12 protein-coding genes are annotated in these 13,901 nt (G+C 71.7%); 4 read left to right on the top strand and 8 right to left on the bottom strand.

The genetic code is table 11. From position 1 onward, the window contains the following. Positions 1–54: 54 nt before the first annotated feature. Positions 55–1,626: a protein kinase gene (locus tag ABZ857_RS34505; protein WP_357051747.1), complete on the top strand. Its 1,572-nt coding sequence runs from the start codon at positions 55–57 to the stop codon at positions 1,624–1,626. Positions 1,627–1,858: 232 nt separating this feature from the next. Here ABZ857_RS34505 and ABZ857_RS34500 read toward each other — a convergent pair whose 3' ends face one another. The 3 genes from ABZ857_RS34500 to ABZ857_RS34490 are packed head-to-tail and all read right to left on the bottom strand — an operon-like array spanning position 1,859 to position 3,793. After that, positions 1,859–2,788 carry an RluA family pseudouridine synthase gene (locus ABZ857_RS34500; RefSeq protein WP_357051744.1) on the bottom strand — a complete coding sequence of 310 codons (930 nt, stop codon included), beginning with the start codon at positions 2,786–2,788 and terminating at the stop codon, positions 1,859–1,861. Beyond that, the gene (lspA, locus tag ABZ857_RS34495; RefSeq protein WP_357051741.1) at positions 2,781–3,425 is read right to left on the bottom strand and encodes a signal peptidase II; all 645 of its coding nucleotides are present in this window, start codon (positions 3,423–3,425) and stop codon (positions 2,781–2,783) included. Before lspA ends, ABZ857_RS34500 begins: the two co-directional genes overlap by 8 nt. Beyond that, complete coding sequence (locus ABZ857_RS34490) at positions 3,398–3,793, bottom strand: TraR/DksA C4-type zinc finger protein (protein ID WP_357051738.1); 396 nt, start codon at positions 3,791–3,793, stop codon at positions 3,398–3,400. Before ABZ857_RS34490 ends, lspA begins: the two co-directional genes overlap by 28 nt. Positions 3,794–4,508: 715 nt before the next feature. Between ABZ857_RS34490 and ileS the strand changes: the two genes are divergently transcribed. Then, a complete protein-coding gene (gene ileS / locus ABZ857_RS34485) occupies positions 4,509–7,667 on the top strand; it encodes an isoleucine--tRNA ligase (protein WP_357051735.1) in 3,159 nt (1,052 codons plus the stop codon). A gap of 273 nt (positions 7,668–7,940) precedes the next feature. Next, entirely contained in the window at positions 7,941–8,705 is a 765-nt protein-coding gene (locus tag ABZ857_RS34480; protein WP_357051732.1) for a hypothetical protein, read from the top strand. A 110-nt stretch (positions 8,706–8,815) separates the two neighbouring features. Here the strand turns inward: ABZ857_RS34480 and ABZ857_RS34475 are convergent, their stop codons facing one another. The 5 genes from ABZ857_RS34475 to ABZ857_RS34455 form a co-directional block, all read right to left on the bottom strand. Further along, on the bottom strand, positions 8,816–10,954 hold the full coding sequence (locus ABZ857_RS34475; RefSeq protein WP_357051729.1) for a hypothetical protein: 2,139 nt from the start codon (positions 10,952–10,954) through the stop codon (positions 8,816–8,818). Positions 10,955–11,000: 46 nt separating this feature from the next. Then, positions 11,001–11,864, bottom strand: coding sequence for a DivIVA domain-containing protein (locus ABZ857_RS34470; protein ID WP_079318308.1), 864 nt, complete (start codon positions 11,862–11,864; stop codon positions 11,001–11,003). Positions 11,865–11,913: 49 nt separating this feature from the next. After that, a complete protein-coding gene (locus ABZ857_RS34465) occupies positions 11,914–12,201 on the bottom strand; it encodes a YggT family protein (protein WP_357051974.1) in 288 nt (95 codons plus the stop codon). 83 nt (positions 12,202–12,284) lie between these two features. After that, positions 12,285–12,812: a cell division protein SepF gene (sepF, locus tag ABZ857_RS34460; protein WP_079318306.1), complete on the bottom strand. Its 528-nt coding sequence runs from the start codon at positions 12,810–12,812 to the stop codon at positions 12,285–12,287. 134 nt (positions 12,813–12,946) lie between these two features. After that, positions 12,947–13,687: a YggS family pyridoxal phosphate-dependent enzyme gene (locus ABZ857_RS34455; protein WP_357051725.1), complete on the bottom strand. Its 741-nt coding sequence runs from the start codon at positions 13,685–13,687 to the stop codon at positions 12,947–12,949. Between ABZ857_RS34455 and ABZ857_RS34450 the strand changes: the two genes are divergently transcribed. Further along, on the top strand, positions 13,686–13,901 hold a 216-nt coding region (locus tag ABZ857_RS34450), incomplete at its 3' end, for a hypothetical protein (protein WP_357051723.1). The genes ABZ857_RS34455 and ABZ857_RS34450 overlap by 2 nt on opposite strands.

The raw sequence follows: 13,901 nt of genomic DNA, 5'->3' as shown, positions 1-13,901 counted from the left end.
CCAGAACAGTAACGATGTCGCATGCGTTCGCCCAAGACGGGTAGCGCGACAACCATGGCTGAAGCGCAGACCTCCGAACGTGTCGTGGCAGGACGCTATCGCCTGATCGAGCCGCTGGGGCGGGGCGGCATGGGCACCGTGTGGCGAGCCGTCGACCAGGTGCTCGAGCGGGAGGTCGCCGTCAAGGAGCTGCTCGCGTCGGCCGAGCTCACCGGCCCGGAGCGGGAGGTCTTCACCATCAGGACCTTCCGCGAGGCCAGGGCCGCCGGCCGGTTGAGCCATCCCGGCGTGGCGGCAGTGTACGACGCCTTCGAGGAGAACGGCTACCCCTGGATCGTCCTCGAACTGATCCCGTCCAGGACGCTGGGATCGGTCATCCGCGAGGAGGGCCCCCTGCCGCCGCGTCGGGTGGCGGAGATCGGGTCCCAGGTGCTGGCCGCGCTGCGCGTCGCCCACGCGAACGGCGTGCTGCACCGGGACGTCAAACCCGACAACGTGCTGCTCGCCGACGACGGCCGGGTCGTGCTGACGGACTTCGGCATCGCCGCGATGGAGGACGACTCCCCGGTCACCCGCACCGGCATGCTGATCGGCACCCCGGCGTTCATCGCCCCGGAGCGGGCCGCGGGACGGCAGGCGCAGCGGGCCTCGGACCTGTGGTCCCTCGGAGTGACGCTGTTCATGGCCGTCGAGGGGCGCTCGCCGTTCCACCGGGGCCACGCGCTGGCGACGCTGGCCGCGGTGATGTACGAGGAGGCGGGCCCGATGCACTACGCCGGGCCGCTGGCACCGGTGATCGAGGGACTGCTGATCAAGGACCCGGACCGCAGGATGACCGCGGACTACGCCGCGCAGCACCTGCACGCCGTGGCCACCGGCCAGGTGACCGGCCCGGTCGTGCCCCGTCCGCGGCAGCCGCCCCGGCTCGCCCGATTGCTGCCCGGATTCGACACCGCGACTCCGGCTCTCACGCCCACTCCCGTGCCCCTCGGCGAGGGCACCCCGACGCCGACGCCGGTCCCCGCGCCCGTGCCGGTGGGCGGACGCCGCAGGCCCTGGGCGCTGGCGGCGGGTTCCGGGGCCCTCGTCGCGTTCGTCGGGCTGGCGGCCGGCGCCGTCGCCTTCACCACAGCCCGGCATCCGGCCGACCCGAGGGGCACCGTCGTGAGCACGCCCACGGTGACGGTCTTCGCGACCAAGACCGCCGAAGCCGGGACCGCCGAGGCCGGCAAGCGGACCGAGAGCCGCGAGGCGGAGAAGACGGGCACCCAGCCGGTGGCGAAGCGCTCATCGCGCGCCTCCGGCACGACCGGGAGCGGGCACCGCACGGAGGATCGCGGCAGGTCCGCGGACAGGACCGGAAGGTCGGCCGAGAAGCCCACCGGGGCCCCGTCCAAAGGCGCAGGCAAGCCCAAGGGGTCTCCCCCGGCGAAGCAGACGGGCAAGGGGTCCGGCAAGGGGAAGCCCTCCACGTCCAAGTCAGGGAACGGCGGCGAAACCGCCGAGCCGTCCCAGGGCAAGGGTGGGGGCCGGGGAAAAGGCGAGGGCAAGAAGGCCACCACGGACGACGGCGCCGGTGACATCCCCGACGGCTACACCCAGCCGGAGAACGACTGGGAGGCCTGACCGCCGGACGAGGCGGAAGGCACGCGCCGCCATCGGCGACATCACCGGGCCCCGTAGGACTCCGGGAGTGCCGCGCCGTGGCCGCCGGCCGAGCCTTGATCGGCCGCGCGTCCCCCGCCCCTGAGGTCGGGCGAGGCCCTCCGCTCGCCGGGCGGACCGCCTGACCGCGTCACCACGAACGGGGGCGGCCGCCTCGAACGCCGTTCGGCGCATCGCGGCCCGGAGCGCGGCGTCAGCCCTCGTCCGCGAGGATCTCCAGCGCGCCGGCCAGGTCGGCGGGGTAGTCGCTGGTGAAGGTCATCCACTCCCCCGTCGCCGGGTGCTCGAACGACAGCGAGACCGCGTGCAGCCACTGCCGGCCCACGCCGAGGCGGGCGGCGAGGGTGGGGTCGGCGCCGTACAGCAGGTCACCCACGCAGGGGTGCCTGAGCGCGGCCATGTGGACCCGGATCTGGTGGGTCCTGCCGGTCTCCAGCTTGATGTCGAGCAGCGACGCCGCCCGGAACGCCTCGATCGTGTCGTAGTGCGTGACCGAGTCCTTGCCCCCGGCCACCACCGCGAAGCGCCCGTCGCCCGACGGATGCCGGTCGATCGGGGCGTCCACGGTGCCCCGCAGCGGGTCCATGTGCCCCTGGACGAGCGCGTGGTAGCGCTTGTCGACCGTGCGTTCCTTGAACGCCCGCTTGAGATGCGAGTAGGCCCGCTCGCTCTTGGCGACGACCATGACGCCGGTGGTGTTGGCGTCGAGCCGGTGCACGATGCCCTGCCGCTCGGCCGCGCCGCTCGTGGACACGCGGTGGCCGCCGCCGAGCAGGCCGCCGATCACCGTGGGCCCGGTCCAGCCGACGGTCGGGTGCGCCGCCACGCCGATCGGCTTGCTCACCACGACGATGTCGTCGTCCTCGTGCAGGATCGTCATGCCCGGCACGGGCTCTGCCACGGGCATCGGCGCGGCGGGAGGCGGCGGGATCGTGACGTCCAGCCAGGCCCCGGCGTGGACGCGGTCGGACTTCGCCGGGACGGCGCCGTCGACCAGCACGTCCCCCGAGGCGATCAGTTCGGCCGCGCGGGTGCGGGAGAAGCCGAAGAGCCGGGCCAGGGCGGCGTCGAGGCGCTCGCCCTCCAGGCCGTCCGGCACGGGCAGGCTGCGCTGGTCACCCATCGGCCCGCTCCCCCGCCGGCTCGCCGGCCTGCTTGTCCGCCTCGCCCTCCGCGTGGCCCTCCGCGTGGTCCTTCGTGTGGTCGCCGGCCGGCTCGTCCATCTGGCGGGTGCCGTCGATCTGGTAGCCCCGCCAGGCGAGGAACACGGCGAGCACGCCGCCGCACACGATGGCCGAGTCGGCGAGGTTGAACACCGGGAACCGGGTGACCGGGAACACCTGGATGAAGTCGACCACGTGCCCCTGGAACGGGGCCGGCGACCGGAAGATGCGGTCGGTCAGGTTGCCGACGGCCCCGCCCAGCAGCAGGCCGAGCGTGATCGCCCAGGGCAGGCTGCGCAGCTTCCGCGCCGTACGCACGATCGCGACGACGACACCCAGCGCGATCACGGTGAACACGATCGTCATGCCGGTGCCGATGCTGAAGGCGGCGCCGGCGTTGCGGATCACGGTCAGCACCAGCGCGCCGGGCACGACGGTGAGCGGCTCCTCGTGCTCCAGGAACTCCACGACGAGGAACTTGCTGACCTGGTCGAGCACGTACACGACCGCGGCGACGACGACGAGGAGAGCGATCCTCCGCGCCCGGCCGGGCCACGCGGGCTCGCCGCTCAGCGGCGCTCCTCCCGCTGCTTGCACGCTACGCACAGCGTCGCCCTCGGGAATGCCCGCAGGCGCTCCTTGCCGATCGGCTTGTGGCACGATTCGCACTCTCCGTAAGTCCCCGCCTCGACGCGGGCGATCGCCCGCTCGTTCTGCGCGAGCAGGTCGCGCGCATTCAGGGTAAGGGCGATCTCGCGCTCACGCTCATACGTCTTGGCTCCGGCGTCCGCCGGATCGTCCCCCGCGCCCTGGCTCACGTCCCCGGACGCGAGCTGTTCCTCCGCCCGGGCGATGTCGGCGTGCAACTCCTCGATCTCGTGCCGCAGCCGCTCATGGACCTCGGCGAGCTCCTCGTCGGACCAGACGTCGTCACTGGTGGCGGTTCTCGCCGTGCGCGTCGTCATTGCGGGCCTCCCCTTCGCCCAGAACCCTTCGAGCCCAGGGCACCCTTCGAGCAGGGTGCGATTCGAGCCGGTCCGGGCAGAATAAGCCGCCGATAACGGATCGGCAACGGACTCGCTGAGGCTTTTACCCCACCCGTAACCGGGTGGCGCATTCGGCCAGCTCCTCCTCGTCGCACTCCATTTCGATCACTTTGTCACGGGCGGTGCCGCTGGGGCGGTGCCACTGGGACCGCGTGCCCCGAATGCCGAGGTGACGGCCCGCGGGCCCCTCCGTCGCCCTTCCGCCGGGCGCCGGGGCCCACCCGCACACCAGCACAACAATCGCGGAGTCTCCGTGTGTTCCTCCCACGTATTCCCGCGATGTGCCGGGTCTCACCCGGAACGTCACCCGTATATCGGGAAGCCCTTCCGGCCGGGTTGCGTTATCGTCTTAGTCTGCAAGGCGTTGATGGGGACGAGTACCTCCGCATCCGCCCGCTCAGCGACCCGGGGACGGTGTGAGCCCGGGGCGGGCCGCGAAGGGAAGATCACCCCGGAGCCGCCGGAGGAAAGGCCGTCCCGGCCGAGTAGAACCGGCAGCGGAGAGCAAACGAGAGGGCGTCCGGCACCGGCCGGGCGTCAAGAAGGGTGGTACCGCGGAGCCGTCCCCGGCTTCGTCCCTTCACGCCATGTCAGCAGCGCTGTCACAGCCACCGCGTGGAGGTTCCGCCCGACGATGTCTTCCCACTCTTTCCGCTCACTTCCCGCGCAGGTCGACCTGCCGGCCCTCGAACACGAGGTCCTCGAACGCTGGCGGGACGGGAAGGTCTTCGAGCGCTCGATGGAGCAGAACGCCGACGGCCCCTCCTGGGTGTTCTACGAGGGCCCGCCGACCGCCAACGGCATGCCCGGCGTCCACCACGTCGAGGCCCGCGTCTTCAAGGACGTCTTCCCCCGCTACAAGTCGATGCGCGGCTACCACGTCCCCCGCAAGGCGGGCTGGGACTGCCACGGCCTGCCCGTCGAGGTCGCCGTCGAGAAGGAACTCGGCCTGTCCGGCAAGCCCGAGATCGAGGCGTACGGCATCGCCGAATTCAACGCGCGCTGCCGCGAGTCGGTGCTGCGGAACGTCGACGCGTTCGAGGAGATGACCGAGCGGATGGGCTACTGGGTCGACATGTCCCAGGCCTACCGCACCATGGACCCCCAGTACGTCGAGGCGGTCTGGTGGTCGCTCAAGACCGTCTGGGACAAGGGCCTGCTGTTCCGCGACCACCGGATCACGCCCTACTGCCCCCGCTGCGGCACGGGCCTGTCGGACCACGAGCTCGGCCAGCCCGGCGGCTACGAGACCGTCTCCAGCCCGTCGGTGTACGTGCGGATGCCCGTCGTCTCCGGCCCTCTGGCCGAGATGGGCGCCTCGCTGCTGATCTGGACCACCACGCCCTGGACCCTGGTGTCCAACACCGCCGTCGCCGTGCACCCCGACGTGACGTACGTCGCGGCCCGGCGCGGCGACGAGGTGCTGGTGGTCGCCGAGCCGCTGCTGCGGCGGGTCCTCGGCGAGGACGCCGAGGTGCTGGCGACCTACCGGGGCGCCGAGCTGGAGCACACGGCCTACCAGCGTCCCTTCGACCTGGTGGACATCGAGGGCGCCCACTATGTCGTGCTCGGCACGTACGTCACGGTCGAGGACGGCACCGGCCTGGTCCACCAGGCCCCCGCCTTCGGCGCCGACGACATGGCCGTCTGCAAGCGGTACGGCCTGCCGGTGGTGAACCCGATCGGCCCGGACGGGCGCTTCCTGCCCGACGTGCCGTTCGTGGGCGGCCTGTTCTTCAAGGACGCCGACGAGCCGCTGACGGAGAACCTGCGCGAGCGCGGCCTGCTGTTCCGCGGCGAGCACTTCGAGCACAGCTACCCGCACTGCTGGCGCTGCCACACCCCGCTGCTGTACTACGCGCTCCCGTCCTGGTACATCAGGACCACCGCGATCAAGGACCAGCTCCTCGCCGAGAACGAGCGCACCAACTGGTTCCCCGAGACGATCAAGCACGGCCGGTACGGCGAGTGGCTGCGCAACAACGTCGACTGGGCGCTGTCGCGGTCCCGCTACTGGGGCACCCCGCTGCCGCTGTGGGTCTGCTCGCAGGACGAGGACCACGTCACCTGCGTCGGCTCGCTGAAGGAGCTGGGCGAGCTGGCGGGCCGCGACCTGACCGGCCTCGACCCGCACCGCCCGTACGTCGACGACGTGACCTTCGACTGCCCGGCGTGCGGGGCGCAGGCGCGGCGGGTGCCCGACGTGATCGACGTCTGGTACGACTCGGGCGCCATGCCGTTCGCCCAGTGGGGCGCGCCGCTGGTCAACAAGGACGTCTTCGACAGCTCCTTCCCCGGCCAGTTCATCTGCGAGGCGATCGACCAGACCCGCGGCTGGTTCTACTCGATGATGACCGTCGGCACGCTGGTGTTCGGCCACTCGTCGTACGAGAACGTGCTCTGCCTCGGCCTCATCCTCGCCGAGGACGGCCGCAAGATGAGCAAGCACCTGGGCAACGTCCTGCAGCCGATGCCGCTGATGGACCAGCACGGCGCCGACGCCCTGCGCTGGTACATGGCCACCTCCGGGTCCCCCTGGGCGCCCCGGCGGATCGGCCACGCCGCGCTGGAGGAGATCGTCCGGAAGGTCCTGCTGACCTACTGGAACACCGCGTCGTTCTTCACGCTCTACGCCAACGCCGAGTCGTGGTCCCCGGCGCGGATGGCCGAGGCCCCGGCGTACGCCGACCGGCCGCTGATCGACCGGTGGGCGCTGGCGGAGCTGCACCGCACGGTGGCCGAGGTCACCGCGTCGCTGGACGAGTTCGACACCGCCAGGGCCGGGCGGCGGCTCACCGAGTTCCTGGACGACTTGTCCAACTGGTACGTCCGCCGCTCGCGCCGTCGCTTCTGGTCCGGCGAGGCGTCGGCCTTCGCGACGCTGTACGAGTGCCTGGAGACCGTCACCCGGCTGATGGCCCCGCTCGTGCCGTTCACCACCGACTACCTGTGGGACGTGCTGCGCGGCGAGGACGCCCCGGCCTCGGTGCACCTGGCCACCTGGCCGGAGGTGAACACCGCCCTGCTCGACCCCGAGCTGTCGGAACGGATGGCGCTGGTGCGCAGGCTCGTCGAGCTGGGCCGGTCGGCGCGCGCCTCGTCGTCGGTGAAGACCCGCCAGCCGCTCGGCCGGGCGCTGGTCGGCGCCCCCGGCTGGGCCGCGCTCCCCGGCGAGCTTCGCGATCTGATCGCCGACGAGCTCAACGTTCAACGGCTTGAGGACCTGTCCGGGTTCTCCGCCGACCTGGTGACGTTCACGGTCAAGCCCAACTTCCGCAGCCTCGGCAAGCGCTTCGGCTCACAGACCAAGCTCGTCGCCGCGGCCGTGTCGGCCGCCGACCCGGCGGAGCTGGCCCGCGCCCTGCGCTCGGGCGGGTCCGCGACGGTCGAGGCCGGGGAGCTGGGCACGGTGGAGCTGGGCGCGGACGACGTGATCGTGACCGAGCAGCCCAAGTCGGGCTGGGCCGTGGAAACCGGCGCGGTGGACACCGGCACCGGCGAGACCGTGGCGCTGGACCTGGCGATCACCGACGAGCTACGCCGGGCCGGCCTGGTCCGCGACGTGATCCGGCTCGTCCAGGAGGCCCGCAAGTCCACCGGCCTGTCCATCACCGACCGCATCCACCTGTGGTGGTCGGCGGACGGCGAGCTGGCCGAGGCGCTGCGCGAGGGCGGCGGCGCCGTCGCCGACGAGGTGCTGGCGGAAAGCCTCACAGAGGGCACTCCGGACGAGGACCTGCCGGTCCACGAGGACGCCGACCTCGGCCTGTCCTTCCGCCTCCGCAAGGCCTGATCCGCAGTCGATGGGGCCGGTCGCCGACCGGCCCCATCGGCGTCGGGAGCCCCCTTCCGCTCCCGGCGCGTCCCCGGAGGCTCTCCGCGTCGATGCCAGCGATGCCGGCGAGGCGGTGATGAGGGTGATGCGCAACGCCATCTCTTCCGGAGAAAAACGTGTTTGCGCGATGAAAATACCAATGTCCCAGCGGTCGCCTTTTATCCCGCCCACCAAATGAAGCGGAATAGCCGCCCATTGACATCGTCCCGCACGGGACGCACTATCGCAGAAATGGGCGGGATTTCCCTCGAGAAAGCGGGAGGCGACATGCTTTACAGCCTGGGCAGGGAGGACAGTTCGGTCGTCGAATGGGCGAAATGCGTCGGTCCTCTCGCCGACGCCGCCAGGCACTTCCCGGCGCGCTCCTTACCGGATTTCATCGAGAGCTGGTCGAAGGCCGTCTCGTACGTCGGCGAATCCGAGCTCTACGCGCGCAGAGCGGAACGCCACGAGGTGTTCCGTACGGACGAGCACTCGCAGAACCTCTCGGCGCACGCCTGGGCGCGGTTCGAGCAGCGCAACCGCCTGGGTGTCGAGGCGCTCGGCCGGACGCGCGAAACCCTCCGGGAGCTCCGGGAGCAACTGGAACGCTTCGATCACGAGCTGAGCGCGTCGGGGCGCGACCTGCGTGCCGAGCTCGCCGATTTCCGGACCGAGACGTTCGCCTCGTTCGCGGACATCGAAATGAAGAAATCGGACGCCGAGGAGATCAGAAAACTCACCGAGGACGCCATTCGGGTCACCGCCGAACAGGGATTCACCGGCCTGGCCGGCTGGATGGACACGAAGCTCGCGGAGACCGTCGACGTCAGGCAGCGGCCCGATCGCGGGGCCGCGACCAATTTCGCCATCTGGAAACTGGTCGCGGTCATCGCCCTCCTGCTCGCGCTGGGCATCGCCTTCTGGATCCATTGCGGCTGGTTCAGTTGTTCGGCCTACAGCCGGGACAACTACATCAAGGCGATACTCGTCACCGCGGGCCTCTGGTGGTGCTGAGGCCACCGCCATCGCTCTATGGAGGTATGCTCGGCGGCATTGCCTGGGGCACGGGTGGCTTCCCGAGTCGCCGCTCGACCGCGACCTGGCAGGGGGCCTACGCCCGCGTCTCAGCCGTTCTGGCAGACCGAGCAGGGGGTGAGGCCCGCTTCGTCGGCCTCGGCCCGTGTCATGGTCTCGATGCCCGAGTCGCCCATCCCGCTGATCAGGGGGCAATCGCCCGTGTGGTAGCGCCGTGTGCCGACCATGACCCGCACCGGCGTGTCTCCCCCAGCGAACGACTCCGCCGCGTCGGCGGTGCGATCGTCTCGGGTCGCACTCCCGGACTCACCGCGGTTCTCCCCGGTCTCGCCGTCCGTGTCCGCATCGCCGGGACCGGGCGTGGCCGCCTTTTCCGCGTCGGCCGCCGCGGCCGCGCCGTCGCCCTTGCCCGCACCGTCCTCCTCGCCGGCGGGGCCGGTCTTCTCAGCCCTCGTCCCGGCGCCCTTCTCAGCGGTGCTCTCGGCGGCGGGTGCCGGGCCGGAGGTGGAGCCGGCCGAGGCCGCGGATCCGGCGCGCCCGGATCCGGGGGTCTCTGCCGGCTCCACCGGCTTTCCGGTCCCCGCACGCGGGGGCGTGGGGGCGTCCTCCGGACGGGACGTCGCTTGCGCGTCCGCGGCGCCGGAGTCGCCATGGTCGTCACGGGCCTGCTCGTCGTCCACGGGGGAAGAGGGGGCCCGCTGCGGCGAGGCCGCAGCCGCACCGGGCGCCTTGTCCCCAGCCGCGGTTCCACCGGACTCGCCGTCCCCTGACGACGGGGTTTCCTTCGCCGCCTCTCCGGCGGCGGGCCTGGAGCGCGCCGGGTCCCATGGCCGGGAGACCTGGCCGGGCCTGAACCAGTCGTGCTCCGCGGTGTCGGTGAGAGACTCGTCCGTCTCGTCGTCCGCCGGGCCTGACGCCGATCCCGCCGCCGGCGGAGACCAGGCCGGTGCGGACCATGACGTGGCGGAAGGCCAGGACGGCGCGGAGGATCCGGACGAGGACCCGGACGACGCGGCGGAGGACGAGGGGGAAGGCGAGGACGGCGGCGTGGAGGCGGCGGGCCCCGGCGCCGGGGTCGTGGAGCCGGACTCCTGCTGCGTGCCCCGGCCGAACCAGTTCACCGGTGTGTGCCCGTCGCCCTCGGTCTCGCCATCGGCCTCGGAGACCGTGTCGTCCGCCGGACCGTCCTGCGGGTCCGCCTCGTCGGCGTCGGTGGTCTCCCCGGACGCCTTCCCCGGCGTCTCGCGGGGCTCTTCACGCGCTTCGTCATCGGCCGGCTCGGACGGGCCCGCTGTGGAAGGGCCGGATGCGGACGGAGCGGCGGCCGGCGCGGCGCCGGCGGCACCCGCCGCGGGGCCTGACACGCCGGGAACAGACGACTGGGGGCCGGACGACTGGGGGCCGGACGACTGGGGGCTGGACGACTCGGGAAGGCGCGACCCCGGGACGCCGGGCTGAGGGAACCGCGCGACAGGCGGCTCGCGATCAGCGGGCGTGGGACGGGGCGGTTCCTGGTCGGTCGTGCCGGAGGTCCCGGCCGGAGACGTGGGGGTCGTGGGAGCGGCTTCGGCGCGCAGGCTCTCGTCGCGAACCGCGTCGCGGGCTGTGTCGTCGCGGAGCGGGGCCTCCTCCGGCTCCGCCGTACGGGTGGAGGTCTCGGGGAGGCAGGTGGTGCAGGGGGTGAAGCCCTCCTCGCGGGCCTCCTCGTGGGTGAGCTCCTCGGTCTCACGCCCGGCGAGCTGGCGGCAGGTGGCCAGATGGAAACGCTTGCGCCCGGGGATCACGAGGACGATCGCGTCGGGGGCGAGGCCGCGGCCGGAACCGGCCGGCGGCCGCGTGATCGGTCCCGTCCGCTGGGGCGGCGGGGACGGGAAGGTCTGCGGGGGCATCGCCCCGTGATGCGTGACCGGCGGTGCCGCCACCATGGGCGTCGCCACCGGATGCGCCGGTGCCCCGGCGAGGGCTCCGCCGTACGCCCCGCTCACGGCACCGACGTGCGCGAGCTGGGGCACGGACGAACCCTGGGGGGTGGGAGCGGTTCCCGCGGCGGCACGCCCACCGGCAGGGAACAGCTCGTGGCGCCTCAGCAGTGCCCCGATCAGCAGGCAGACCGCCGACAGCACGCTGACGACGATCGACCACATCACGAGAGGGGGTGTCCCCAGCACGACGCCCGCGATGAGCAGGACGATTGCGGCGAGGACAAGTGCGGCACTGATGAGGATCACGGGGGGTTCTCCGAGCTATCGGGTCCCTGTGAGGACCCGCCACTGCTTACCGGCGGTCGTTGTGGGGGCCGTCGGGACCGGGGAAGGCGCCGGAGTGCTGCGAGGGCTCCTGGCCGAACGGGTTGGGGGCGGCGGTCATCTGCTGGGGACCGGGGGCGACGGCGTGGGCCATGGCCGGGGCGGCGCCCACGATCGGGAAGCCTCCGCTGCCCTCACCCGCGACGTTCAGCTCGGCGAGCTGGTTCTCCAGGTACAGCTTGAGACGGCTGCGGTACTCACGCTCGAAGCTGCGCAGCTCCTCGACCTTGCGCTCCAGCTCGTCCCGGGTCTGCACGAGGGTGCCCATGGCCTGGCGGTGCCGCTCCTGGGCGTCGCGCTCCAGCGTCTCGGCGCGGGCGCGGGCGTCGCCGATGATCTGCTCGGCCTGGCGGCGGGCCTTGCCGAGGATGTCGTCGGCCTCACGCCGGGCGCGGGTCACGGTCTCGTCCGCCTCGCGACGGGCGTCGGCGATCGCCTGGTCGGCCGTCTGCTGGGCGAGGGCGAGCACGCGGGCCGCGGTGTCCATGTTGTCCTCGGCGGGCGGCAGGCCCATGCCGACGGGCACCGGCTCGGGGCGGGCCGGCTCCGGAGGCTTGATCGGCTCCGGCTGGGGGGCCATCATCTCGGGCTTGGGCTCGGCCACGGGAGCGGGCGCCATCTGCATGGAGCCGGGCATGCCCATGCCCCCGGGAACCTTGCCCCTGAGGCACTCGGCCAGCTTCGCGCGGAGTTCCTCGTTCTCCTGGATGAGGCGGTCCAGCTCGGCCTCGACCTCGTCGAGGAACGCGTCGACCTCCTCCTCGTCGTACCCCGGCCTCAGCCGGGTGGTACTGAACTGCTTGTTCCGCACATCAGCGGGCGTCAACGGCATTTGGGTCTCCTTGGCGCGCTTGGAGTCTGTCCGGTCGGACGGTACCCGATCAACGAAGCGCGTTCACGACTTGGATCAAGACCAAAACCACAATGAACAGCACTGTGAAGCTCAGGTCAAAGGCCACCGTACCCAACCTGAGGGGCGGAATGAAACGGCGGAGGAACTTGAGAGGCGGGTCGGTCACTGTGTAAACGACCTCCGCCAGCACCAGGACGACCCCGGTGGGGCGCCAGGTGCGGGCGAACGCCTGCACCGTATCTATGATCATTCTGCCGATCAGCAGAACCAGGAAGAGGGTCAGGGCGATGACCAAGATCTCGCTAATGATCCCCACGGTCGAGCCCCGCCTCCCCTCGGTCCAGCCGTCCTCGGGCCGCACGGGCACCGCTCAGCCGGTCACTGTTCATGTATGGAACTCTAGCTCTGGTTGAAGAAGCCGCGTTCCGCGATTCTGGCCTTGTCCTCGGCGGTCACCTCAACGTTGGCGGGGGACAACAGGAACACCTTGTTGGTAACACGTTCGATGCTGCCGTGTAGGCCAAAGACGAGACCTGCCGCGAAATCGACAAGGCGCTTGGCGTCGCTGTCGACCATCTCTGTCAGATTCATGATGACCGGCGTGCCCTCGCGGAAGTGCTCGCCGATCGTCCGCGCCTCGTTGTACGTGCGGGGATGCAGGGTGGTGATGCGCGCCAGATCGGTCGTACGGCGCTCCAGCACGGTCGTGGGGGGACGCGGAGCGGGGACGGCCGTCTCGGTGTCGTCCTCGCGCTCCAGAGGCCCGGAGTGCGTGCCCGAGGGACCGGCGAAGCCGCGCCGCGGCGACTCGTACTCCTCGTCGCCGTACTCCTCGTCGGTGCCGTACTCTGCCGCGTACCTGTCTTCGTAGCGGTCGTCCTCCACGAGACCGAGGTAGACCGCCATCTTGCGCATCGCGCCGGCCATCGCTCGTCGTCCTCCGCATTACTGGTGCCTTCAAGGTCCCTTTGGAAGGCCAGGGCGGTAGCCGTACCCCCCTTGGAGCTCACCGCTGATCGACCTCTACCTGAGCGCGGACACCATGGTCCACTTGGGGGACATTACCTGACGAAGGGCTTTCTGCGGCCGAGCAACGCCGTACCGACTCTCAGGTGTGTCGCGCCGTTCGCCACAGCCTGGGGGATGTCCCCGCTCATTCCGGCCGATATCACGTCGGCGGCGGGGTGTTCCTCCCTGACCCGCTCGGCGACGGCCCGCAGCCGGGCGAACGCGGCGGCAGGGTCCTCCCCCAGCGGGGCGACCGCCATGACCCCCCGCAGGCGCAGCCCCTCCGCCTTCGCGACGAGCCCGGCGAGCGCCGGCACCTCCCGCGGCGCGGCGCCGCCCCGTCCGGCCCCGCCCTCGCCCGGTGCGGCGTCGAGGGCGACCTGGATGAGGCAGTCCACCTCGCGCCCCACGCGTACGGCCTCGCGGCCGAGCGCGTCCACCAGGCGGGGGCGGTCCACCGAGTGGACCATGTGGGCGTAGGAGACGACCGAGCGGACCTTGTTCGTCTGTAACTGGCCGATGAAGTGCCACGTGAGGCCGAGACCGGCGCATTCGGCCGCCTTGGCCGCCGCCTCCTGGTCGCGGTTCTCGCCGACGTGCGACACGCCCAGCTCCGCGAGCAGCCGCACGTCGGAGGCCGGGTAGGTCTTCGTCACCGCGATCAGGGTGATCTCCGACCGCGACCGGCCCGCGGCCCGGCAGGCGTCCTCGACGCTCCGCTCCACCTCGGCCAGCGCCGCGGCCAGCTCCTCGCGCCGGTCACCCACGGACCGCGCCCCCGGCCGAACGAACATGCAGCGTCACTTGAGGAAGTCCGGCACGTCGAGCTCCTCCTCCTGCTCCTCGAACACCACCGGACGCCGGGGACCCGGCTGCGCGGTCCTGGAGGTGATCGGGGTCGGCGGCTCCGGAATCCTGCCCGGGGGCGGTGAGCACCGTGGGGATGCCGGCGCCCCGGCCGTACACGACGCCGGGCCTGACGACGACGCCGCCCGCGTCCAGCACGAG

Origin of the sequence: Microbispora sp. NPDC046933 (assembly GCF_040644635.1) — a bacterium.
Taxonomy (GTDB): domain Bacteria; phylum Actinomycetota; class Actinomycetes; order Streptosporangiales; family Streptosporangiaceae; genus Microbispora.
Note: the sequence above shows the minus strand (reverse complement) of the source record. Positions and strands in the feature narration are given on the sequence as shown.

What these genes read in the sequence shown, in the direction of transcription:
- ABZ857_RS34505 (WP_357051747.1), top strand. Translation starts at nt 55, where the DNA reads ATGGCTGAAGCGCAGACCTCCGAACGTGTCGTGGCAGGACGCTATCGC.
- ABZ857_RS34500 (WP_357051744.1), bottom strand. Translation starts at nt 2,788, where the DNA reads ATGGGTGACCAGCGCAGCCTGCCCGTGCCGGACGGCCTGGAGGGCGAG.
- ABZ857_RS34490 (WP_357051738.1), bottom strand. Translation starts at nt 3,793, where the DNA reads ATGACGACGCGCACGGCGAGAACCGCCACCAGTGACGACGTCTGGTCC.
- ileS (WP_357051735.1), top strand. Translation starts at nt 4,509, where the DNA reads ATGTCTTCCCACTCTTTCCGCTCACTTCCCGCGCAGGTCGACCTGCCG.
- ABZ857_RS34480 (WP_357051732.1), top strand. Translation starts at nt 7,941, where the DNA reads ATGGGCGGGATTTCCCTCGAGAAAGCGGGAGGCGACATGCTTTACAGC.
- ABZ857_RS34470 (WP_079318308.1), bottom strand. Translation starts at nt 11,864, where the DNA reads ATGCCGTTGACGCCCGCTGATGTGCGGAACAAGCAGTTCAGTACCACC.
- sepF (WP_079318306.1), bottom strand. Translation starts at nt 12,812, where the DNA reads ATGGCCGGCGCGATGCGCAAGATGGCGGTCTACCTCGGTCTCGTGGAG.
- ABZ857_RS34455 (WP_357051725.1), bottom strand. Translation starts at nt 13,687, where the DNA reads ATGTTCGTTCGGCCGGGGGCGCGGTCCGTGGGTGACCGGCGCGAGGAG.